The 22250-nt window shown below is 43.1% G+C and carries 20 protein-coding genes and 1 tRNA gene; 9 read left to right on the top strand and 12 right to left on the bottom strand.

Annotated elements, in window-relative coordinates; all coding sequences use genetic code 11:
• Positions 1 to 26 precede the first annotated feature (26 nt).
• The 3 genes from astE to AVL57_RS07625 all read left to right on the top strand — a co-directional run bounded on the left by astE (position 27) and on the right by AVL57_RS07625 (position 1929).
• Positions 27 to 1064 carry a succinylglutamate desuccinylase gene (gene astE, locus AVL57_RS07635; protein ID WP_057792647.1) on the top strand — a complete coding sequence of 346 codons (1038 nt, stop codon included), beginning with the start codon at positions 27 to 29 and terminating at the stop codon, positions 1062 to 1064.
• Complete coding sequence (locus AVL57_RS07630; protein ID WP_057792646.1) at positions 1057 to 1458, top strand: HIT domain-containing protein; 402 nt, start codon at positions 1057 to 1059, stop codon at positions 1456 to 1458. The genes astE and AVL57_RS07630 overlap by 8 nt, the downstream gene beginning before the upstream one ends.
• Positions 1459 to 1602: 144 nt before the next feature.
• Complete coding sequence (locus AVL57_RS07625; RefSeq protein WP_013784663.1) at positions 1603 to 1929, top strand: heavy metal-binding domain-containing protein; 327 nt, start codon at positions 1603 to 1605, stop codon at positions 1927 to 1929.
• Positions 1930 to 2058: 129 nt separating this feature from the next.
• Here the strand turns inward: AVL57_RS07625 and AVL57_RS07620 are convergent, their stop codons facing one another.
• The 6 genes from AVL57_RS07620 to AVL57_RS07595 form a co-directional block, all read right to left on the bottom strand.
• A complete protein-coding gene (locus tag AVL57_RS07620; RefSeq protein WP_082605049.1) occupies positions 2059 to 2226 on the bottom strand; it encodes a DUF2897 family protein in 168 nt (55 codons plus the stop codon).
• 106 nt (positions 2227 to 2332) lie between these two features.
• Positions 2333 to 3016, bottom strand: coding sequence for a M15 family metallopeptidase (locus AVL57_RS07615; protein WP_057792642.1), 684 nt, complete (start codon positions 3014 to 3016; stop codon positions 2333 to 2335).
• Positions 3013 to 4146: a succinyl-diaminopimelate desuccinylase gene (gene dapE, locus AVL57_RS07610; protein WP_082604940.1), complete on the bottom strand. Its 1134-nt coding sequence runs from the start codon at positions 4144 to 4146 to the stop codon at positions 3013 to 3015. Before dapE ends, AVL57_RS07615 begins: the two co-directional genes overlap by 4 nt.
• The gene (locus tag AVL57_RS07605; protein ID WP_057792640.1) at positions 4140 to 4475 is read right to left on the bottom strand and encodes an ArsC family reductase; all 336 of its coding nucleotides are present in this window, start codon (positions 4473 to 4475) and stop codon (positions 4140 to 4142) included. The genes dapE and AVL57_RS07605 overlap by 7 nt, the downstream gene beginning before the upstream one ends.
• Positions 4476 to 4571: 96 nt before the next feature.
• Positions 4572 to 5075 carry a PTS sugar transporter subunit IIA gene (locus AVL57_RS07600; RefSeq protein WP_057792639.1) on the bottom strand — a complete coding sequence of 168 codons (504 nt, stop codon included), beginning with the start codon at positions 5073 to 5075 and terminating at the stop codon, positions 4572 to 4574.
• On the bottom strand, positions 5075 to 5464 hold the full coding sequence (locus tag AVL57_RS07595) for an ACT domain-containing protein (RefSeq protein ID WP_057792636.1): 390 nt from the start codon (positions 5462 to 5464) through the stop codon (positions 5075 to 5077). Before AVL57_RS07595 ends, AVL57_RS07600 begins: the two co-directional genes overlap by 1 nt.
• Before the next feature lie 404 nt (positions 5465 to 5868).
• On the opposite strand from AVL57_RS07595, the gene AVL57_RS07590 reads away from it, so the two are divergent.
• Positions 5869 to 6234 (top strand): VOC family protein, encoded by a 366-nt coding sequence (locus AVL57_RS07590; protein WP_057792634.1) that lies wholly within the window; start codon positions 5869 to 5871, stop codon positions 6232 to 6234.
• A 131-nt stretch (positions 6235 to 6365) separates the two neighbouring features.
• Here the strand turns inward: AVL57_RS07590 and hppD are convergent, their stop codons facing one another.
• Together hppD and hmgA are read right to left on the bottom strand one after the other, a co-directional pair.
• Entirely contained in the window at positions 6366 to 7442 is a 1077-nt protein-coding gene (hppD, locus tag AVL57_RS07585; RefSeq protein ID WP_057792632.1) for a 4-hydroxyphenylpyruvate dioxygenase, read from the bottom strand.
• Positions 7443 to 7762: 320 nt separating this feature from the next.
• On the bottom strand, positions 7763 to 9064 hold the full coding sequence (gene hmgA / locus AVL57_RS07580) for a homogentisate 1,2-dioxygenase (RefSeq protein WP_208858295.1): 1302 nt from the start codon (positions 9062 to 9064) through the stop codon (positions 7763 to 7765).
• 257 nt (positions 9065 to 9321) lie between these two features.
• Between hmgA and AVL57_RS07575 the strand changes: the two genes are divergently transcribed.
• Positions 9322 to 10404, top strand: a complete 1083-nt coding sequence (locus AVL57_RS07575; RefSeq protein WP_082604939.1) for a patatin-like phospholipase family protein — start codon at positions 9322 to 9324, stop codon at positions 10402 to 10404.
• Between the two features lie 143 nt (positions 10405 to 10547).
• A tRNA-Val gene (locus AVL57_RS07570) sits at positions 10548 to 10624 on the top strand.
• A 10-nt stretch (positions 10625 to 10634) separates the two neighbouring features.
• Here AVL57_RS07570 and AVL57_RS07565 read toward each other — a convergent pair.
• On the bottom strand, positions 10635 to 12557 hold the full coding sequence (locus tag AVL57_RS07565) for a tetratricopeptide repeat-containing diguanylate cyclase (RefSeq protein ID WP_057796226.1): 1923 nt from the start codon (positions 12555 to 12557) through the stop codon (positions 10635 to 10637).
• 388 nt (positions 12558 to 12945) lie between these two features.
• On the opposite strand from AVL57_RS07565, the gene AVL57_RS07560 reads away from it, so the two are divergent.
• Positions 12946 to 14811, top strand: a complete 1866-nt coding sequence (locus AVL57_RS07560) for an alkaline phosphatase PhoX (RefSeq protein ID WP_057792624.1) — start codon at positions 12946 to 12948, stop codon at positions 14809 to 14811.
• A gap of 102 nt (positions 14812 to 14913) precedes the next feature.
• A complete protein-coding gene (locus AVL57_RS07555) occupies positions 14914 to 16542 on the top strand; it encodes an Aq_1262 family (lipo)protein (RefSeq protein ID WP_376738720.1) in 1629 nt (542 codons plus the stop codon).
• Between the two features lie 167 nt (positions 16543 to 16709).
• On the opposite strand, the gene AVL57_RS07550 is transcribed toward AVL57_RS07555, so the two are convergent.
• Entirely contained in the window at positions 16710 to 17840 is a 1131-nt protein-coding gene (locus AVL57_RS07550) for an MBL fold metallo-hydrolase (RefSeq protein WP_171008956.1), read from the bottom strand.
• Positions 17841 to 18180: 340 nt separating this feature from the next.
• Here AVL57_RS07550 and AVL57_RS07545 point away from each other — a divergent pair, with 340 nt between their 5' ends.
• On the top strand, positions 18181 to 19626 hold the full coding sequence (locus AVL57_RS07545; protein ID WP_082604936.1) for a GGDEF domain-containing protein: 1446 nt from the start codon (positions 18181 to 18183) through the stop codon (positions 19624 to 19626).
• 90 nt (positions 19627 to 19716) lie between these two features.
• Here the strand turns inward: AVL57_RS07545 and AVL57_RS07540 are convergent, their stop codons facing one another.
• Positions 19717 to 20946, bottom strand: a complete 1230-nt coding sequence (locus AVL57_RS07540) for a urate hydroxylase PuuD (protein WP_057792621.1) — start codon at positions 20944 to 20946, stop codon at positions 19717 to 19719.
• Positions 20933 to 22249, bottom strand: coding sequence for a guanine deaminase (guaD, locus tag AVL57_RS07535; protein WP_057792619.1), 1317 nt, complete (start codon positions 22247 to 22249; stop codon positions 20933 to 20935). Before guaD ends, AVL57_RS07540 begins: the two co-directional genes overlap by 14 nt.
• Position 22250 lies beyond the last annotated feature (1 nt).

Below are 22250 nucleotides of genomic sequence, written 5' to 3'. Positions count from 1 at the left end.
CTATTCGAGCTACTTCTGGTTTATGTATGCAACAACTTATCGAACAAGGAAATTTTCTTTCTTTGTCTAGAACTCAACCTGAGTTATTTACTTCTTCAATTCAATTTACGTTAGACAATGGTACTGACGTTGCTATTACCGCCCCGGGTATTATCGCCTTCACGCCAACGCCGAAAGCGTCTGTCAATAAGCATGTTGTGTTATCAAGTGGGGTTCATGGAAATGAAACTGCCCCTATCGAAATATGCGACGAGCTGGTACAGCATATTCTTACCGGTAAAATAACGCTTAGTCATCGGGTGCTTTTCCTGTTTGGTAACTTACCCGCCATGGATATTGCCGAAAGGTTTGTAGAAGAAAACATGAACCGGTTGTTTAATGGCGAGCATTCGAAAGGAGAAGGGTGCAACAACAGCGAGCGCAAACGCGCTAAAGCGTTAGAAGACGCGATAACGGATTTCTTCGCTGTTGTACGTCCTGATGATGAGAAATATCACTATGACTTACATACGGCTATTCGAGAGTCTAAAAATGAAAAGTTTGCGGTGTACCCGTATTTACATGGCAAAGCACACAGTAAAAGCCAGCTTGGATTTTTAGCCGCGTGCGGTATTCAAACTATCTTGCTATCTGAGTCAGCGACCACAACGTTTAGCTACTCTTCTTCTGTGCAGCATCAAGCGCATGCCTTTACCGTTGAATTGGGTAAAGTGCAGCCATTTGGTCAAAACGACATGAGCCGTTTTGAAGCAGCAAAACAATCCATTACCGCACTTATTTGTGACGATGACTTTAGGCCTGACGTAGATATCGATTCGCTAGATATTTATCGGGTGAACCAAGTTATCAATCGCCATCAAGACGATTTTACATTGCATTTCGATGACGATACGCCTAATTTTACCGATTATGCTAAAGGTACGGTATTGGCTACTGAAACCGGCGCTACCTACACTGCACAGCAAGACGGAGAAGCCATAGTGTTTCCCAATGCGAATGTGGCAATAGGGCAGCGCGCTTTATTAACGGTTGTACCTACAAAGCTGGAGAAACTCAGTGTTTAAATTAGATGCAAGACTAGAGGCTGATACGTTCTTCGTTCACGATTTACCCTTATGCCGCGTATTACTGATGAATGACAGCCAGTTTCCATGGTTAATATTAGTGCCTCGTGTAGACGGGGTAACTGAAATCATTGAATTGACTGACGCGCAGCAACAACAATATCTAAGTGAATCGGCACAGGTGAGCCGTTTGCTACAATCGAAATTTTCACCAGATAAATTAAACGTAGCAGCACTTGGTAATGTGGTTAGTCAGTTGCACATTCACCATGTAGCACGGTATAAAAGTGATATCGCATGGCCAAAGCCAATTTGGGGCGCACAAGCCGTTGTGGCTTACCCTGAAGATAAAGGGGCTGAATTGGTAGATGAGCTGAAACAGGCATTGTCTTGATAGGCTAGGGTAACCGTGTGCTAGATTAATTGTGTACTAGGCGACTAGCACTGTCGTGAATAGCACTTCAGCGAATAACTTAGGGTCTACTATAAGACCAAAATATAAACTCAATTTTCATAACAACTCAGCAAGGAGCAACCCATGATAATTTCAACTACGCCTACTTTGGAAGGCCAAAAAATTGAAGCCTACTATGGCATTGTGGTCGGCGAAGCCGTAATGGGCGCTAACATAGTCAAAGATTTATTTGCCTCTATTCGTGACATTGTAGGTGGCCGTTCTGGTTCATATGAAGAAGAGTTAACGCGGGCAAGAAAACTAGCGTTTACTGAGCTTGAACATGAGGCACGTAGCATGGGTGCTAACGCGGTCGTGGGAATAGATCTTGATTACCAAGTTATTGGTGACAAAGGCAGTATGTTGATGGTGAGTATTAGCGGTACTGCAGTAAAAACGTCGCCGCTATAAAGTAGCCGATAGGCTAAAACGAATTTAAGGTCTGATTCGTTTTAGCCCAGATCCGAGTTCAAGCCCAGCCCCGTTCAATCTCAAAATACGCAGATTGAATATGGATACCCTTTCAGCAGGGCGACTGTTTTACCAGTCGTCCTCTTCATCTTCAAACCCATTCTTCTTTTGCTTATCGTCGTTCTTTTTAAGCGGCGTTGGGAATTTAAATTTAGCACTGTATTTTAACAGCGTAATATTGCCAACGACCACGCCCAATACAATAACGATAATAATGACGACCCAAAGCGTATTCATCCCTGTCTCCATGAGTTATTCTTTCTTAAGCTTCTATATGCGCTTCTTCATACTTTGACGTGCATACAGCTCTGTATGAGCCTCATGTATACAATAATGTATGAGCTTAGCGCTCCCACGCCGTACCTTGATTTAACACGTAGCGAAAGTAAATTTCATCAATGTGCTCAAGCACAACGGCTTTACCTTCAATGCTGCTGCATTCAATAGCACCAGTCAGTGCTGTCAGCGAAAGCGCCTGTTCAAATTCAGTGGCAACCCCCTTATGGCTCAGGTGCCAAAGCTCACACGCAACGCCTCCTTTATCTTCACTAAACGGGCGAAAGAAACCAAAAGTGCGCATGTTCGCTTCAAGCCATTTAGCCAGAGCAAAGCAAGGCCCGCCTTCACGGTATTCACTGTCAACCAATGAAAACTTACCGTCCCATTGTTCAACCGCGTGCTTGTCATACACATCAAAGTCACTCCCCCAATGATGTCGACTACCGCCAGGCAACGCTGACCACATCAGAATTGCATGTAGTTTTTCTACGTCCGATAGTGTATTTGGGTTTAATGCGGTACCTTTGCCATCTAACAGCGCCGCTTCGCCGCACCATTTTCTATTCCAAATAGCGCACTGTTTATCAAACTGACGAAAGCTACTCACTAAGCATAAATCTATACCATCGTGGCGGGCAGCTTGTTGCATATTAACAAAAGCGGGTAACACGTTAGCATGCAGGAAATGTCCATTTCCTGCATCAACAAGGTGAGGATTGTCTTGCCCTAACCAGATAGCGGGGTTCATGCGAGTAGATTGACCAAAATACCGTAGTACATGTCGCTTAAAGACTCTAAGTCACTCATTTTCACGCATTCATCTATTTTATGTATGGTGGCGTTTACTGGTCCAAGTTCAATAACTTGTGCTCCTGTTGGTGCGATAAAGCGCCCGTCAGATGTGCCGCCTGCGGTAGATAAAATAGTAGGCTTACCACGTACATCGGCAATCGCTTTTTCAGTGGCAGTCAGCAGGGGGCCTGAATCGGTTAAAAAAGGTTGTCCGTTAAACGTCCACTTTATTTCGTAGTCAAGTTCGTGTTTATCCAAGATAGTTGTAACACGCTTAATTAGCTCTTGATCTGTTACTTCGGTTGAAAACCGGAAGTTAAAGCACACTTGAAGTTCGCCAGGGATTACATTACCTGCGCCAGTGCCGCCATTTATGTTTGAAATTTGAAAGCTGGTGGGCGGGAAAAACTCGTTGCCGTTGTCCCAATGAGACTGTGCCAATTCAGTTAATGCAGGTGTGGCACAGTGAACCGGGTTTTTAGCTAAATGTGGGTAGGCAACATGGCCTTGAATACCTTTAACAGTGAGATCGCCAGTTAATGATCCACGGCGGCCATTTTTGACTATATCGCCCACTTCATCCGTAGAAGATGGTTCGCCCACTAAGCACCAAGTAATTTTTTCGTTTCGCGCTTCAAGCGTATCAATGACACGAGTAGTACCGTTAATAAACGGGCCTTCTTCGTCGCTGGTAATAAGATACGCGATACTACCTTTATGATCAGGGTAGTCGGCCACGAATTGACGCGTTGCCACTAACATTGCGGCTAAGCTACCCTTCATATCGGCAGCACCACGGCCATGTAAATACCCGTCTACTTCAGTAGCCGTAAAAGGCGGAGTTTTCCATGCGCTTTCTGGGCCACTAGGCACCACGTCGGTGTGACCAGCAAAGCAAAAAACTGGACCTTCGCTGCCACGGCGAGACCAAAGGTTGGTGGTATCGTCAAATACCATGGTTTCATTGTTAAACCCTAAGGCACCTAAGAAGTCTTTCATGGCTTCTTGGCAGCCCTCATCCTCGGGGGTAACCGAACGCCTATTCATTAGGTTCTTAGCAATGTCTATTACGTTATCGTTTAACAAAATATTTCCTCATACTGCGCAGGTTTAAAGCCAATGTGAAACGTGCCGTTATGATTTAATATAGGGCGCTTCACCATCGCAGGGTGTTCCAATAACAAAGCTAACGCTTTTTCGCGGGTGATATCTGTTTTATCACTGTCATCAAGTTGGCGAAAGGTAGTACCACGTTTGTTCAACATCACTTCATAGCCAAGTTTGGCTTCAGCGTCGGCAAGAAATCCAGTGTCTATGCCGTCTTTTCTATAGTCGTGAAAAGTAAATTCGATGTTGTTCTCAGCTAACCATTTCTTGGCTTTTTTAATCGTGTCGCAATTTGCGATGCCATACATTGTTGTACTCAAAAGGATACTCCGTTACAGCGTGAAGTTAGTATAGGTGCATAATAAGCGCGTTATTATACATTTTCAAAAAGGGTTCGAATTTGTCTAAATATACAGGGTTAACAGCGTGTCGCTACCTGCATCAACAAATTTTTGATGCGTAGGTAAAACGCCTAATAAGGCTTTGGCATTTAATAGGGTTATTATACAAATATTTTCCACGCCTTGTTGTTTTAGCCACGCAGAATTTACACTAAATAACATAGCGCCGGCTTGAATCTGCTGGCCTTGTTTTAACGGGGTTAAAAACTGCGCCCCGCACAGCATTTGGGTGTGTAAACCATATTTGATTCGACATTTAAGCCCAAAAGAAGATTTAATTTCAATTGAATAGTCGAGAGGATCTATTTTCATTACTGTTGCATTAAAGGGGGATACCACTTTACTTGAAGCAGTAACAAGCGCTAAACCCGGCCCCCATGCACCAACATTTATTAAGTCATCATTAACGTGTTGCAATAAAATACATTGGCCTGAAACCGGTGATGTAATAGGAATGGCTTTTTTAAATTGCTCAGGAGGCGCGGTGAGTTGCTTTTCTATCAACACTACTTGCCCTCAAGAACCGTATAGCCTGCATCTTTTAATGCCTTTGTTGCATCAACAAGTTTATTTTCTTTTACTAGGAAAAAGTCGGTTTCGAACGTCGACACCACAAAAATAGAAACTTTTACGGCGGCAAGTACAGCGCCAATTTGCGCCATAATACCTACCATAGATAAATGCAATGGGCCGAGCAGTTCAAGTGCGCGCCAGCCTTCGTCAGAATCAAGTGAATCTACATCCACAGTCGATGGGATAACAATAGACAATTCATCTTCTGTTTTGCCTAAGAAAAAAAGTGGGCTTTGAAGTACATTTGCAGGAATTGCACTGTCGCCATCTAGGCTGTGGATCGTAAATGGTTGAGGAAGCACTGCGAGTGTTTGTTTTGGCATGAATAACCGGAAAAAAAGGTTTCAATCAAAGTATCCACATTAAAACACTATCTGTGGTTAAGTGCTACGTGTTATCCACTTAATCTGTGGATAAGTTTGTTGAGTAGTTTGGGGCTTTTGTTTAACCCCATGAAAATAAACAATAAAATAAACTGTACAAACAATAGTCAGTGGATAACATTTACCTATTCACAAGCATTTTCCACAGCCTCTGTCTATACATATTTAAAAATTGTTCTGCTTATTTTGCAATTTCTTGTCTTGACACTGGTGTCTTTTATCCAACGTAATAAAGCCGATCGCTACGTGGTTTTTTATCAATGGCTGTGCAATTATCAACGACTACTAAGTTTTAAATACGCAATTGATAGCCTACTAATGCCAAACCTCAAAAGGGGAATGAAATGAGCGATAGTTTATGGATGGATATCACCACCGATGACGCTGACCAATTAGCTAATTTTTACGTCAATGTGATGGGATGGAAAAAAGAAGCCTTCGACATGGGTGGCTATAACGATTATGTCATGATGAAAGAAGACGGAAGCCCAGCTGGCGGTATATGCCATAAGCGAGGCTGCAATAGCAATATTCCTGGCGGTTGGGTACCGTATTTCACGGTAGCCGACTTAGACGCAGCATTAGCTGCGTCTAAAAGTGCTGGTGGAGAGCAAATTGGGGACATTCGTCACCATGGCACTTCACGATTTTGCATTATAAAAGACCCATCAGGGGCGTGTTGTGCGCTTTATGAACAAGGCGCAGATTGATATACGTATGGCGAGGATAAGACAGGAATAAAATAAGGATATGTCACCAATACACAGGTGGTGTCAGCCTGTAGCTAAGGGGGCTGACACCACTAATGCCATTATGTGTAAATCGGTAAGAAAGCGTTGGGCTACTTCTTACTTAACACGCCGCGATTTACCTGATCCCGTTCAATCGATTCAAATAACGCTTTAAAGTTACCTTCTCCAAATCCATCATCTTCTTTGCGCTGAATAAACTCGAAAAATACCGGGCCAAAAACAGTTTCTGAGAAAATTTGCAGTAGTAAACGAGGAGATTCGCCCTCAGTGGTACCGTCTAGCAGAATACCTCGTTGTTTAAATTCACCAACTGGCTCACCGTGGCCGGGTAAGCGCTCTTCTAACATGTCGTAATAAGTATCAGGAGGTGGGGTCATAAACTTCATGCCCTTGGCCTTAAGTTTATCTAAGCAGCTGATAAGGTCGTCACAGGCAAAGGCAATATGCTGGATACCTTCGCCATTATATTGCATTAAGAATTCTTCAATTTGACCGCCACCGCCAACCGCTTCTTCATTGAGCGGAATACGAATTTTTCCATCAGGTGCAGTCATGGCTTTAGACAGTAGTCCAGTGTACTCACCCTTAATGTCAAAGTAGCGAATTTCGCGAAAGTTAAATAACGATTCGTAGAATTTTGCCCAATGGTTCATTCGTCCGCGATACACGTTGTGGGTAAGGTGATCTAGCGTATGAAAGCCACACCCTACAGGATGTCTGTCTACACCTTCAATCCAAGTAAAATCGATGTCATAAATGGTGTTTTCACCTTGATAGCGATCGATTAAGTAAAGCATCGCACCACCGATACCTCTAATAGCTGGTAGTTTCAGTTCCATAGGGCCTGTGTGGGTGTCCATAGGCTGTGCGCCGCGCTTTAGTACCTCAGAGTACGCGTGCTGAGAGTCTTTAACGCGAAAGGCCATGCCACACGCTGAAGGGCCGTGCTCTTCGGCATAGTAAGAAGCGTGACAGTTTTTTTCATAATTACTTAAAAGGTTAATATCGCCTTGGCGCCACAGCTCTACATCTTTTGATTTGTGCCTTGCTACTCGGGTGAACCCCATAGCTTCAAACATAGGCTCCAATAAACCTTTTTTCGGCGCGGTAAATTCTAAAAACTCAAAACCATCTAACCCAATTGGGTTTTCAAATACGTCTGCCATTTTCTTTCTCGCTTACTGAAGTCAGTGCCTTTGCGTTAGTTAACTCGTTTTTGTTATTGAACCCATGCAAAGGCGATTATAAATAGAAGATTTGATTGTAATAGCGAGGTAAATATAAGGGCAATAGACTGTTAAGATATGACGCGAGATGCTGCTACGTTTTAAGTGTAACGTTTAGTTTTCAGCTACGATAAAACGCAATTTCAAGTGGTTTTGAAATATATAAATATATGTATTTAAATGTTTTATTTTTATTTAAGGGCGGCAGGGTGATGTTCATTTATAAGTACATTTAAAGAAAACACCCACCAGTTAGGTGCCTACATTTTGCCGTCGAAATGCTTGGTTATCCCATTCCAACAATCGATATAGTCAGTTTGGCGAAGCGGGGTACTCAGTGCAAACTCAGTGGGAGCGATAGGAAAGCGAGATTCAAACATGAACGCCAGTGTATTTTCATATTTCTGGGGAGTTAGCTCGGCATTTGATGCGGCTTCGAACACAGAGGCTTCGGGGCCATGAGGTGTAAAGCAATTATGCAAACTCATACCGCCAGGGATGAACCCTTTTTCTTTGGCATCGTAACTGCCTTCAATTAAGCCCATAAACTCACTCATCACATTTCTATGGAAATAAGGCGGGCGGAAAGTGTTCTCGGCCACCATCCATCGTGGGGGGAAAATGACAAAATCAACATTGGCAGTACCTTCAAGTTCAGAAGGCGAGGTGAGTACCGTAAATATGGAAGGATCAGGATGGTCAAAACTGACGGTATTGATCACATTAAAACTTTTAAGATCATATTTGTAAGGCGCTGAATTTCCCACCCAAGCCACTACATCAAAGGGCGAATGTGAAAGTGGTGCTTGGTATAAATGGCCACAAAACTTGTTAATGATGACGTGGGGCGTGTCTACATCCTCGAACCACGCAGTGGGGTACAAAAAGTCTCTTTGATTAGCAAACCCATTTGCGCCTACGGGGCCGCGTTCTGGTAAAACGAATGACTGCCCATAGTTTTCACAAATATACCCACGAATGGCGCCATCAATAGGAGTAATACTAAAACGTACCCCACGAGGAATTACCATAATTTCACCCGCGGATAGGTGTAATTTGCCGAACTCAGTTTTTACTTCCATGTTTCCATGCTGTGGCACGAACAACATCTCACCGTCGGATGAGTAAAAAACTCTATTTCCCATAGCCGAATTCGCACTGTAGCAGTGAATGCCCATACCAGTTTGCTGATTAGCATCGCCATTTGTAGCTATGGTCACTAAACCTTCAATAAAATCTATGCTGCTACTTTCATTGGGCAAGGGTAAGGGGTTCCAACGCATCACATTGGGAGGGCATGGCGAATTGCTTTGTGGCCCAGTTTTAAGCTGCGTGTTCTTATAAGGTGAAAAATCACCCATAGCGACAGAAGGCCGTATGCGATAAGTCCAAGTACGTCTGTTTTCGGCTCTAGGTGCGGTAAAAGCGCTGGTACTGAACTGCTCTGCATAAAGTTTATAATTGACTTTCTGTGGACTAAATTGCCCCTTGGGCAGTGCATTGGGTAAGGCTTCAGTTTCATGCTCATTATTAAAACCCGATAAATAAGTTAGTTGATTCACCATACCCACCTTTCAAATACTACTGATGCTTAACGCGACTATTTATGTAGCGTAAATATTAATAATAAGTAAATCAATTGTGTGGTGTCGATAGGATTACAATGAAATGGTGATGTGTGATGATTTGTTTACACAGGCGGCAACTTCCTACATAAGTGCCCACTTATAGTAGTGGTTTCATAAAGGTGATGGACGGCCCATTGATTTTACGGCTTTTACTGATAAATTAGGCGCAAACATGATAATAGAGACAACACGTGGCACCGCTAGAAATTTATGCCGGCAATGGGGCAATGAATACCATTAAGCAACAAGGCTTTCACCCTGAAATATTTAGTTATTTTCTCGGCGCTTCAGGCGGTCCAAAATGGTTTTCATTGGCAGGATTAGACAGAGTACTGTTTCCAGAGTGGTTCAAAAATGTCGATCATCAAATACATGTTATAGGATCTTCTGCGGGGGCTTTCAGGGCTATCTGCGCAGTACAAAACGACCCGCTTTCTGCCATAAATCGGCTAGCCACTTCCTATTCAACTACTACCTATAGTGATAAGCCTACACCTGCGGAAATAACCCGCAAGGCCGAAGCATTAGTAGAAGAAATGGTAAATAGTGAAGGAAAAAAGGAAGTCTTGGCAAACAAGCGATTTAAAGCGCACATCTTTGTGGCCAAATGTTTAGGGGCTACCCGTCGCGAACATAAATTTTCGCAATTATCGGGTCTTGCCATGAGTGCTGCGGCTAACGCGATTACGCGAAAAAACTTAGGTAGGTACTACACACGCTGTATTTTTTCTTCACCTAATACTGAGTTTTCAGTAAAAGATCCTTACCAACTTCCCACTGAACATTACGAATTGAATAACGAAAATATCCACAATGCACTGCTTGCCTCTGGCGCTATTCCTGTTGTACTTGAAGGAATTCGAGATATTGCAGGTGCCCCGCAAGCTATGTATCGCGATGGCGGTATTGTTGATTATCATTTTGACCTAGAGTTTGGCCCTGAAAAGGGCTTGGTGCTGTATCCACATTTTTATCCTAAGCCTATTCCGGGGTGGTTCGACAAAGGCTTAAAACGTCGCGTTGCACATCAAAATAGTTACGACAATGTGGTCATGCTTGTGCCATCTGCCGAGTTCGTTGCAAGCCTGCCATACGGTAAAATTCCAGATCGGAAAGATTTTGAGCAACTTGATGCCACTACCCGTATTAAATATTGGCAAACGGTATTACAAGAAACCGACAGGTTAGGGGAGTACTTTATGAAGATAGCGAGTGATGGCAGTATTGTTGATAAAATCAAACCGTTGCCATTTGTGCAGCGCCAGAACGTTTAATTCGGTGTAAATATGCGCACTTTTTCAATAAATGGTGGCAAATCAATCAAACACACATCTTAAACACAAAATATGCTTGCAGGACGCACTGCGCATCGCTATTATGCTCGCCGTCCTTCAGGCAGTTCTGCCGAAGCATATTTGCGACTATAGCTCAGTTGGTTAGAGCGCTACCTTGACATGGTAGAGGTCCCCTGTTCGAATCAGGGTAGTCGCACCACTTGTTTTATTCAGTTTATTATTACCTGATTTCTACCGTTTTCTTTAGCTTCATAAAGCATGCTGTCCGCACGCTTAATTAACGTATCTAATGTTCTGGTAGATTTATCCCCAAGAGATACTCCTACGCTAAATGTCATGCTTAAGTTTTCTTCAAGGGCATCAATGTCGTTGCAGTACTTTTGATAGGTTGCTGCCACTTTTTCAAATGTATCTCTAACCACTTTTTCGTCCGACGAATTTAAAACAAATAACCATTCCTCTCCACCATATCGGCCAAACTCATCACCTTTAGACAGTGTTTCCTTCGCGGCTTTAGCAAAGGCAATTAGCACTAAATCACCCACATCGTGGCCATACTCATCGTTGATTTTTTTAAAGTAATCTAAATCAACAATGGCGATAGTCATTTTTTGTTGTGCGAGTTTAGTGTTAGCCGTATTCAATATACCCCTGCGATTGAAACAATTCGTAAGGTAATCTGTGGAGGCCATACGATGATATTTTTTCCGTTGTAAGGCTTGTCGATAAAACAGAAGTAGAATCACCAGAACTAAAATAGAGGCAATAGTGGCACTCAGCCGCCAAATGATTTTTTGTTGGTACTCTTCTTTAGCTTGAAGGTTACTAATATCTTTTTGATATTCTAACTTACGAATGGTGTCTTCTTTCTCCTTTACTTCAAACTTTACCTGCAAGGCTTTAATGTTGCTTTCGCTGGTGGCCTCAAAGTGTTTTTCTGTATAAAAAAGCTTTTTTTCTATGGCATCAAATGCCTCTTCAATGCGGTTAAGTTCTCGCTTTAACGTATAGCGCTCACTGAAAAAACTCGCTTTATAAATACTGCGACTAAAATTATCTACCAGTAAATAAACCTCGTCATTCACTTGCTCTGCTTTATCTAAAAAGCCCTGTTTTATATAAATATTGGACAGCAAAATCATAGACGCAAGATGCATATCACCAATGCCCGCAGTGAGAGCAAGTTCGATATTTTCTTTTGCTAATGTTAAAGCTCTATCGTAATTAGCCTGAAGAAATTGCGTGTTTGCAATTGAGTATTGGGCAAAAGCGAGCCCCTTGTTCATATTAACGTCTTTAAAGTAGGCTAACGCTTTGTTTAGATAGACTAAAGCATTTTGTGAATCGCCAGTCTCAAGAAGTATATTACCTAGGCTCCAATACGCCTTTGCAGTAAAAAGCCCATCATTTGTTTTCTCGAATGTCTCTACCGCCTTTTTCGCGTAACTTACCGCTTTGTCTTCATCTTCCTCTAAGTACCCATAGGCATCTGCTATCTTTCTGTAAAAGTAGCCCTGTGAAGCAATGTCGTCATTTTTCATTGCTAATTCAAGGCCTTCTAAGGCTGCACTCAGCGTTTTTCTCAATGCATCATCAGCCGTGTAGTAATAAGCTAAAGCGCGAAGAATAATAATTTTTTCATTTATAGAGTGTTGCGAGATTTGCGTTTCTAATGTTTTAGAAAGCGCTTTTGCAGGAGTGGGATCGTCTAATCTGGTTAAAGACTTAAGCTTTGTCTCTAAAAAAAGTAGATGAATATCTTTTCGCTTTAGCAGTTCGTCTTGATGTAGATAGTGCGATAAATGAGCCGTCAACTCGGCGTATTTTTCTTGCCTAAAGAGGAGTTCAGAATATAGCGCTGCAGCTTCTAGATGAAGATGTTCCCAGTCTTGCTCTTTGCTTATTTGAAATGCACTTTCTAGCTTTTCTTTATTGCGCAGGTAATCAAGTTTGTACTGTCTAATATCATTAATAATCCTGCGTGTACTCTCACGATCAGGAACGTCTAAAAATGGATTTGAAGCGCTCTCGTATGCAAGGCTAGTTTGAGTTACGCACACAAAGAATAAGATCGCCAAAGCATTAAGCCATCCCGCCTTTAAAATCCCTTTTTTTTGCGCATTTTTATCGATAATTGTCACTTTTAAACCAGTAAATATTTACTTCTCCTAACACTATAGCATTAGCCGAAAAGTTAATGACTGACGCTTACAAAAATATACTTACTTAATTGATTCTCAATGAAAAGATATTGTTTACATCATGGTTGTTAATTTACATACCTAGTTTGTAATGTGAACGCTATAAGTAACATGATTTCTTCGCATTCATCAGTCCTCACGTTTGCTGCTATATACCTAGTTGGGCAACTTGGCCACTGTCAAGAAAGCTTCAATTTTATGTAAATAATGTGTCACCCATCAGTCACATAACTCCATCACTATGTTTGCCGCTAAGACCATTTCAGAGATGAATAAAGTTGTTCCGTCTCAACCTAACGATTATAAAAAAGGATAGTTGATGAAAATTGAACGTTTACGCGATTTAAAATATTCGGCGCTAGCTTTAGCGGTAGCCTTTGGCATTTCTGCTTGTTCATTAGAAGGTGATGATGGAGAAGATGGTGTTGCTGGGGCAGTCGGCGAGCAAGGCCCTGTTGGCGAACAAGGTGAGCAGGGAGAGCAAGGTGATAAAGGCGAAGACGGCGATACAGCGGGAACATTAACCCGTATTGCTACTGTCCCACTGGGCTCAGAGGTCACTGGTATCTTCTTGACCGACGAAGGCGACCTTTTCTTCAACGTTCAACATCCTTCAGGCACTAACTCAGTCACTAATGACGTTAACGCTATGCCTATTAATACAGGGACGGTAGGTGTATTAGCCGGTGCTAACTTCAATAATTTACCGGTTACGCTTCCTAACTCACCTGTACCTGCTACTGATGAAGAAAAAGAAGTGGTAGTTTCTGCCATTGGTCAGTATCAAGTACTTGGTCAAACGGGCGACACCTTCGGTACTGAATTACCAGAAGGCCTAGGCCACATCTATACCCTAGATGGTGAAGAGCTTGTTTTAGAAAACGATATGCCAGACTTTAATGGCTTCATTTCAACCGATACTGGCGAAGGCTACTTGTTCTCTAACTGGGAAGAACTTCCAGGCGGCATGAGCCGAATGAAAGTTGAAAAAGATGACTTTGGCATGTGGCAAGTTACCGAAGCCATGATGCTTGATTTCTCGCCAGTATGGGGCACAGCGGCAAACTGTTTTGGTTCAATGTCACCGTGGAATACCCCGTTAACCTCTGAAGAATGGGTAGTAGATTCTGCTGTAGATTCGACCACATCACCAAGCTGGAATAACCCAGAAGCGGTAGCGACTGACGCACGCCTTGGTCGTATGTGGCAAATGACTGCACCTGATGCGTCAAACCCTTATAACTATGGTTACATTGCCGAAGTAACCGAGCCGCTTGCTGATGAGCCAGTTATTGTTAAGCACTTAACCATGGGGCGCTACGAGCATGAAAACTCAACAGTAATGCCTGATGGAAAAACCGTTTATCTTTCGCAAGATGATACCGGCGGTGTGTTGTTTAAATTTGTTGCGACGACTGCTGAAGACCTTTCAGCGGGTACCCTATATGGCGCTAAGTTAACCCAAGATATTGGCCAAAACGACCCTGCAACCACAGGCTTTGCGGTTGAGTGGGTTGAACTTGCCAGCGGCGACAACATGACTATTCGTGCATGGGTTGATGAATACAACGGCATTGGCACCGACGACTATGTAGAAGGCCAAAGCTCTTACATTACGATGGCTGATGTAGAAGCGTGGGCAAATGGCGATGCAACTTACCCTACAGTTGAAAATGGCGGAAGCAGTCAAACTGCGGGCGAGCCAATGGACGACCGTGTTGCGTTTTTAGAATCACGTGCAGCTGCTCGTGCTAAAGGAGCTACTGCTGAATGGCGTAAGCTTGAAGGGATTTCAATTAACCTTAAACGCGCCGAAGAAGCCGTGGAAGGCACTGACACCATTGATGGGGAAGTGGTTGAAAATGCTTACCTTTATATTGGCATTGCTGACCTAGATAACACGATGGTTGATGACGAAGGTGATATTCAACTTTCAGCTCGCGTTAAAGACTGTGGTGGTGTTTACCGTGCACGTCTTGAAGCTGGCTATGACATTACGCGCATCGAGCCTGTTGTGATGGGTGGTACGTTCCGTTCAAGCCTCACTGGAGCAGAGCGTTGTGATGTAGAACAGCTGTCTCAACCTGATAACGTAGTGGTGATGAACGACGGCCGTATTCTTATCGGTGAAGACGGTTTCCAGGAAAACAATACGCTGTGGATGTACGAGCCAGCAGATAAGTAAGTTTTTTCCTTTTAATTCATCCGGGCACATCTGTGCCCGGATTTTGTCGTTGTTACTATTATGAAAATACCCATTAGATTACTCCCTTTATTAGCACTTTCTATGCTGCCTTTATTGTTTGCGTGTTCACCTGCCCAGCAAGTTGAAGCCGTATTAGCAGAACAAACGAATACATACCCTTACCAAGAAGGTGATGCCATTCCGGCGTTAGCCTATATCGAGCATAACGAAGTTTATAATCCTGAATCGGTTATCCCGCCTCAGTGCTATACCAAAACTCAAGGTGAAAATAACCCGTGCTATGCGTGTCATCAAAGTTATGATCGCGGCGAAAAACGCCCTAATCAAATGGGTGACGGCACACTGCAAGGTAATTATGAATTCTCAGATGTTGGGCTAACCAACAGCTGGAAAAATCTATTTATTGATAGACGAGAATTAATAGCGGGCATAAAAGACGATGCCATTTTAAAATACATAACCCAAGATAATTACACCTCGGCCATTGAGGGCGATAGCACTATTCCAAGTTATATGCATATCGAAAATTTAAGTGCTGGCGCGGCTGCGTTTGATGAAGACGGGCTCGCGAAAGATAATAGCCGTTGGGTTTCGTATAACTATAAACCTTTCCCCAGTACCTTTTGGCCCACCAATGGTTCAACGGGCGATGCGATGATTCGACTGCCACAAGCCTTTCAGCAGCATAAAGGACAATACAGCCGTGATGTCTACCTAGCGAACTTAACCCTAGTAGAAATGGCACTAAAAGAAGTCGATACCTTACCAGTACCGGGAATTAATGAAAAAGCATTGGGCCTTGATATAAACGGTGACAATTCATTAAGTGAACAAGTCACCACCATGGTGCGCCAGCCAAACTATATTGGCGATGCCGCTGATGTTGAACTAGCGCATATGTTGTTCCCAGAAGGCACCGAGTTTTTGCACACCGTACGTTACATTGGTGTTGATGAGAACGGCAATATATACAATGCTGAGCGTATGAAAGAGGTGCGCTATATGCAAAAACACCGCTTTAGAAGCCGCGAAAGCCTAGCTTCAGCTTATTATGCAGAAGCGAAAGACAAACATTTCGAGAACCTTCCCCAAACTCGCTATTTAGGTGAACAGGGGATTGAAAACGGTTTTGGCTGGACTATTAATGGCTTTATTGAAAATGAGCAAGGTGAGTTACGTGCACAGCATGATCAAGAACTCGCGTTTTGTAATGGATGCCATAAAACCGTTGGTTCTACATTCGATCAAACCTTCTCTTTTGCGCGTAAAGTGCCAGGAAGCAATGGTTGGGGATATATCAACCTGCACGACATGGAAGATGTGCCTAATATAAACGAAGAGCAAGGTGAGTTTCTTACTTACATGCAGCGTGTAGGCGGGGGCGATGAATTTCGTCAAAACGGCGAAATGCTAGCGAAGTGGTTTAATGATAACGGCATGGTAAACGCTGAAAAAGTAAGTAAAGCAGCGTCTGTTTATGAACTGATAACGCCAAGCCCCGAACGCGCATTAGCATTAAACAAAGCTTACTTAACCATTGTACAAGAGCAAAGCTACTTATTTGGTCGTGATGCGACTCTCACAGAGGCCACCAATGTGTTAAGCCATATTGATGCTGCACAACCACCATTGAAGCCAGAACACCGCTTTAAATGGGACATGCGTCTAAACTGGAATGCGAAAGAGACGGAAGAAGTGGCAGGGCAGTGAGGCTAAAAACTTCTTGTTAAAAGTAAGCTCACCGCAGTAATGCGGCGAGCTTTTTTATAATATTTTCGGTATCTTTTTGCGATTTTTATGAGGCCTACTAAAGAACCTTTCGAGGGTTTTTGTGGGCCATTTTTGGCTCAGGCGCTAGCTCATTTTTGGCCCAAGGGCTACATCATTGGTGGATACCACCAAGGGCGAGGTGCTTCGCTAGTTGTTTCTGCGCTAGTTTCCGTCGCCGTTTCTAAATCTGTTTCAGTAGTCGCAGAGCTCACTTCGTTAGCACAATTGCGCTCGTTAATACTATCTAGTGGTTTAGGCAATTGATTGATATTAACCACTTCGCCAAATTTAGGGGTAGAAACTGTTATCTGCCTTTCATTAGCAAGTTGGGTAATCTTTTCTAAAGGCTCAAACCAATTGTGTAATGCTAAATCAAACGTACTATTGTGGATAGGCATCATAACGTGCCCCTTCACATCAATATGCGCTTGCAAGCTTTGCTCAGGTAACATGTGAATTTCTGTCCACATGTGGTTGTAGGCACCGGTTTCCATTAGGGTTAAATCAAATGGACCGAAGCGCTCGCCAATTTCTTTAAAGCCGCTGAAATAGCCAGAGTCGCCACTGAAAAATAGATTGGTGTTTTCGCCTTTTATTACCCAGCTTGCCCAGAGGGTTTTGTCTTTATCAAACAGCCCGCGGCCAGAGAAATGCTGGGAAGGAGTAGCCGTAAATGTCATTGATGACACCGTGGTGCTTTGCCACCAATTTAGCTCGACAATTTGCTTATCAGGCACGCCCCAATCCCGTAAGTGGTTTCCTACCTTAAGGGGAGTGACAAATGTCTCTGTAATATGAGCGAGCTTTTTAATTGCCGCTTTGTCCAAATGGTCGTAATGATCATGGCTAATAATAACTGTTTTAATAAATGGTAATTCGTCGATACTGATAGGGGTGTCGTGAAAACGCTTAGGGCCAAGCCATTCTACGGCGAAGGCACGTTCACTAAATACGGGGTCTAACAGTACAAACTCACCGTCAATTTTAAGCAATAAACTGGAGTGACCTAACCGAATAACAGCATCATGGTCTAGGTTCAGTAGAGCATCACGGGTAACCGGCATAACGGGGATGGGGAAATCAGGTACTGCCGATTCGCGATCATCGGTAAGGTAAGCTTTGGTAAAGCTCCAAATCGATGACAACTCAGTCTTATACTCTATTTCAGTATTTTGAAATTTGCCGTCAGATATCGTTGCTTGTACACCGTTGTTCGCCAATGCGTTAGTGCTAATCATTAGTATGAACCCTAGAGTGAAAAAATTTCGAACCATATAAAAGCTTAATTAAAGTAAACTACACGGTGTAGTTTAGTGTGTTTTTGGAAAAAGTAAACTGGTCAGTGCAATTTTGTCATGCCTTTTTTATTTAACCTTAAAGTGAGTAACGCAATATTAACGCTCTGACTGGCTATTTTTATTTCGTTGCAAAAGGCTGGTTATTGAAGGGCAAATGAAATAGCTCCTTACTGGCCAAAAAATATAAGCTATTAGCCTAAAAGGCTTCATATTTCATCCTAGTCTAAAATTTTTGACTACACTGAAGGTTTGAATTGAAATCGTAGGTAGTAGGTAATGAATGGATAGCTCGGAGCTAGAAAGAGAAAAGGATATTTTCGAAAAAACATTTGAGCAATGTGGCGTGGGGTTAGCGCATGTTAGCCAGCACGGCGATCTTATCCGTGTGAATAGTAAGCTTAGTGACTTTTTAGGTTATGAAAGTGCCACACTTGTCACAATGTCTTTTCAGAACATTACAGAACCCTCACATGTTCAAGAGGATTTATATCTTCTTCATCAAGTACTTCGTGGCGAAATAGATACCTACAGCATAGAGAAAAAATACATTCACGCTAAAGGTCATAACGTTTGGGCAAAGTTAACGGTTACCCTAGTTCGCGATGTGCACGGTGAGCCTGATTATTTTATTTCGGTTGTTGAAGATATCGATGATAAGAAGCGCATCGAATCTGAGCTCTATAAAGCAGAAGCGCTGTTCAGCAAGATAGTAGCCGCTTTTTCTGCGCATACTTTTGTGTGGGTAGCGAATCCAGAATTAACCCGAATTCATTACATTAACGAGGGGTATCGTAATATTTACGGGCGTGATGAATATGAATTGCACGCCAAGCCCGATGCATTTTTGTCTTATGTGCATGAAGACGATCGCTTGCTAGTAGAAAAGGCTTATAAAGTGAAACCGCTAGAAAGCTGGGATTTACAATATCGCATCAAAAAAAGTACGGGTGAGATAAAGTATATTCACGATAGAGGTATGCCACTGTTTGATGAAAACGATCAACAGATACTGGTGGTAGGCACCGCTGACGATGTTTCTTATGAGAAAGAGCAACAGCAAGCATTGTTAGAAGCAATTTCTAAATTAGAATACCTTTCTAAAACAGATCCACTCACTGGGATTTCAAATAGACGAGAAATGTTTATTCAGCTAGATAGAGAAATACAACGAATGAACCGTGGTCAACAACCTTCAACGCTTGTATTCATCGACCTTAACGACTTCAAAAAAATCAATGACACCTTTGGTCATAAAGCTGGAGATAAAGCATTGGTGGGCTTCTCAGAAATTATGAAAAATACCCTACGTGAGACCGATCGCTTTGCTCGTTTAGGGGGGGATGAATTCGTAGTGCTTTTATTTGGTTCAGATGACACCGACGCAGAGGTGTTTTTTAACCGCTTAGCAGAAACCTCATTCTACATTGAATTTGGCACAGAGATTGCCGACGAAACTGCCAGTGAAATTACCAGCGAAACAGATGGTGAAATTAAAGATGAAATAGCAGAAACCGGCGTTACCCAAGGCAGTAGAGAGAACAGTGAGATTAAAAGCGATAGCACGACTATTCCCAGAACCGGAACCTCTATGTCTTTTAGCTTGGGTTGGCGTACGTGGGATTCAGATATCGTTACCGCTCAAAACTGGGTAGATGCAGCAGATGAAGCAATGTATAAACAAAAACGCCAGCATAAAAAACATACTGGCGCGCAAAATGTGGGTTAGGGTGATGGCATGCTCTCACCCAATTAAGCTAAAAGCAGTGCAACGGCACGCGATAACATGAAGGGCAACGTTAAATTGCCCTATCAGCGTTTAGTTTTCTTTCTTCGCGTGCGTCGTGGCAAACCACGCCGCTATTTCAGCCCGTTCCTCATCCGTCATGCCGGTTTTATTTAAAAATGGCATGTCTTTGGTTACGGTAGTGCGTCTTACTAACTGAGGCGCATAACGGCTTATATCTTCCCAGCTATCTAATACCACTCCTAACGGCGCTACTTTGAATATATCATCAGTAGGGGTACGTGAATGACAGCCCACACAATGGGTATTCACAAGCTGGGCCACGCGTTCATCAGTTACCACAGCCACATTTTCGTTGCCAGATCCATTGCCAGAGCCAGTTACCTCAACATTTGCTGGCGTTTGCGGCCATGAAACCCAAAGGGCAATCGCAAGCATGGCAATAGCACCTGTGACTAATATTGATGGTTTAGTCTTGCCTACATGACGTAAGTTGAAGAAGTGTCTTATCCAAGCGGCAGCCGCCATTAACGCTATAAGTACCAACCAATTTTGCTCATGCTGATAGGTCATAGGGTAGTGATTGGAAATCATGATGAACAATAACGGCAAGGTGAAGTAGTTATTGTGCATCGAACGTAATTTAGCGCCCGCACCCCATTGAGGGTCGATACTTTCTTTCGCTTGTACTGCAGCTACCATTTTACGTTGGTTTGGCATTATGTTGAAAAATACATTACCCACCATAATGGTACCAATTAACGCACCTACATGAATGTAAGCACCGCGACCACTAAACCATTGTGTTGACAGGTAGGTCACTACGCAAATAAGGGTAACTAAACATAATGCAAACACGATAGGGTATTTAGCTAGCGGGCTTCTGCAGGCAAATTCGTAGATGGCAATGCCACCAAAAATAAGTCCAAGACCTAAAGATATCGCCATCGTGGGCGACATATCGTTAACTTGAGGGTCAATCAAGTACGCCGAAGCGCCAAAGTAATACACAATAATCAGAAGTGCAAAGCCCGAAAGCCAAGTGGTATAGGCTTCCCATTTGAACCAATGCAAGGTTTCAGGCATTTTTTCTGGGCCATAAGCATACTTAGCCACTTCATAAAAGCCACCGCCATGTATAGCCCATAAATCGCCTTTTATGCCTTTATCTTCTTTCCACTTAGGTGGGGTGCGCAAATTATTGTCTAACCAGACAAAATAAAACGATGCGCCAATCCACGCCACGCCGGCAATAACGTGAAACCAGCGAACAAATAAGCTTATCCAATCAAGCCATGGCATAGTGTGTTTCCTTCTTATTATAACAACATTGACCGCTTATCCAGGTTTCTGCAATAGCGCGGTCGTCGCCCAAAATACTAAGTGCAAAAAAGACATCGTCAAATTCTGCATTGGGCTTAATTCGTAATTCCATGAGTTCATCGTAACGGGGCGTTACAATGATAAAATCGGCAACCGTATTCGGATTTAGGTTTCCAATTTCGTCATCAAGTTTATGTGCTACCGCAGCGCCTTGGGTCATTAAGTAAAACCCTTCGATAGGATCGATAGGCGCCTGACGCAACTGGCTAACCTTATAGGCATCGCCATAGGTTTTTAACATACTAAAACTCGTACCTGCGCCAACATCAGTGGCCAGTGCAACATGCACATTGTTTGCTTTTGCGGTTTGCAAATCAAACAGCCCGCTACCTAAAAATAGGTTAGATGTGGGGCAAAACGCCAAAGTAGCCTCTGCTTCGCCTAAACGCTGCCATTCTTCGCTAGAAAGATGAATACCATGGCCAAACACAGCGCGGGGGCGCACCAAGTTGTACTTGTCGTACACATCTAAATAACCAGATGCCTTCGGGAACAAGGTTTTAACCCATGCAATTTCATCTACATTTTCTGATAAATGGGTTTGCACAAATACATCTTTGTATTGGGTTGCTAATTCGCCCAATGCCGCCAACTGCGCTTCAGAGCTGGTTGGCGCAAACCGAGGCGTAATCGCATAGCGATTTCGGCCTGTGTTATGCCATTTTTCAATTAATATGGCGCTGTCCTTTTGTGCGGTGTCTGGGCAGTCTTGCAAGTCAGCAGGGCAGTTTCTGTCCATACACACTTTACCTGCCACTATCGCCATGTCTATTTCACTGGCAGCACTAAACAGGGCGTTACAACACCCTTGGTGAACCGAAGAAAAAACAAAGCCAGTGGTTGTGCCATTTTTCAATAACTGTTGCAAAAAGACCTTGGCAATTTTCTGGGCATGTTCCACGTTAGCAAACTGTTTTTCGGTAGGAAATGTATAGTTTTCCAACCAACTTAATAGTTGTTCGCCATAACTGGCAATGCTTTCAGTTTGAGGGTAGTGCAAATGGCTGTCTATTAGCCCAGGTAAAATCCAGCTGTCTTTATGATCATGCAGCACGGCATTAGGGTATTGCTCACGCATGCTTGTGAACGAGCCGGTTGCGATAATTTTTTTGCCCTCTATCACTAATCCACCATCGTGGATAATGGCAATATCTTCAGCAAAAGAAGATGACACAGTACTAGGCGTTGGGAAGTGTGCAATATTCGCACGAAAAAGCTGCATT

The sequence above is a fragment of the Alteromonas stellipolaris genome, from assembly GCF_001562115.1.
In the GTDB taxonomy this organism is placed as follows: Bacteria; Pseudomonadota; Gammaproteobacteria; order Enterobacterales; family Alteromonadaceae; genus Alteromonas; species Alteromonas stellipolaris.
Note: the sequence above shows the minus strand (reverse complement) of the source record. Positions and strands in the feature narration are given on the sequence as shown.

Coding starts and splice junctions, on each gene's coding strand:
- astE (WP_057792647.1), top strand. CDS start 27: ATGCAACAACTTATCGAACAAGGAAATTTTCTTTCTTTGTCTAGAACT.
- AVL57_RS07560 (WP_057792624.1), top strand. CDS start 12,946: ATGAAAATTGAACGTTTACGCGATTTAAAATATTCGGCGCTAGCTTTA.
- AVL57_RS07590 (WP_057792634.1), top strand. CDS start 5,869: ATGAGCGATAGTTTATGGATGGATATCACCACCGATGACGCTGACCAA.
- AVL57_RS07555 (WP_376738720.1), top strand. CDS start 14,914: ATGCTGCCTTTATTGTTTGCGTGTTCACCTGCCCAGCAAGTTGAAGCC.
- hppD (WP_057792632.1), bottom strand. CDS start 7,442: ATGGCAGACGTATTTGAAAACCCAATTGGGTTAGATGGTTTTGAGTTT.
- AVL57_RS07605 (WP_057792640.1), bottom strand. CDS start 4,475: ATGTATGGCATCGCAAATTGCGACACGATTAAAAAAGCCAAGAAATGG.
- AVL57_RS07625 (WP_013784663.1), top strand. CDS start 1,603: ATGATAATTTCAACTACGCCTACTTTGGAAGGCCAAAAAATTGAAGCC.
- AVL57_RS07620 (WP_082605049.1), bottom strand. CDS start 2,226: ATGAATACGCTTTGGGTCGTCATTATTATCGTTATTGTATTGGGCGTG.
- AVL57_RS07545 (WP_082604936.1), top strand. CDS start 18,181: ATGGATAGCTCGGAGCTAGAAAGAGAAAAGGATATTTTCGAAAAAACA.
- AVL57_RS07550 (WP_171008956.1), bottom strand. CDS start 17,840: ATGATTAGCACTAACGCATTGGCGAACAACGGTGTACAAGCAACGATA.
- AVL57_RS07595 (WP_057792636.1), bottom strand. CDS start 5,464: ATGCCAAAACAAACACTCGCAGTGCTTCCTCAACCATTTACGATCCAC.
- AVL57_RS07615 (WP_057792642.1), bottom strand. CDS start 3,016: ATGAACCCCGCTATCTGGTTAGGGCAAGACAATCCTCACCTTGTTGAT.
- AVL57_RS07540 (WP_057792621.1), bottom strand. CDS start 20,946: ATGCCATGGCTTGATTGGATAAGCTTATTTGTTCGCTGGTTTCACGTT.
- guaD (WP_057792619.1), bottom strand. CDS start 22,249: ATGCAGCTTTTTCGTGCGAATATTGCACACTTCCCAACGCCTAGTACT.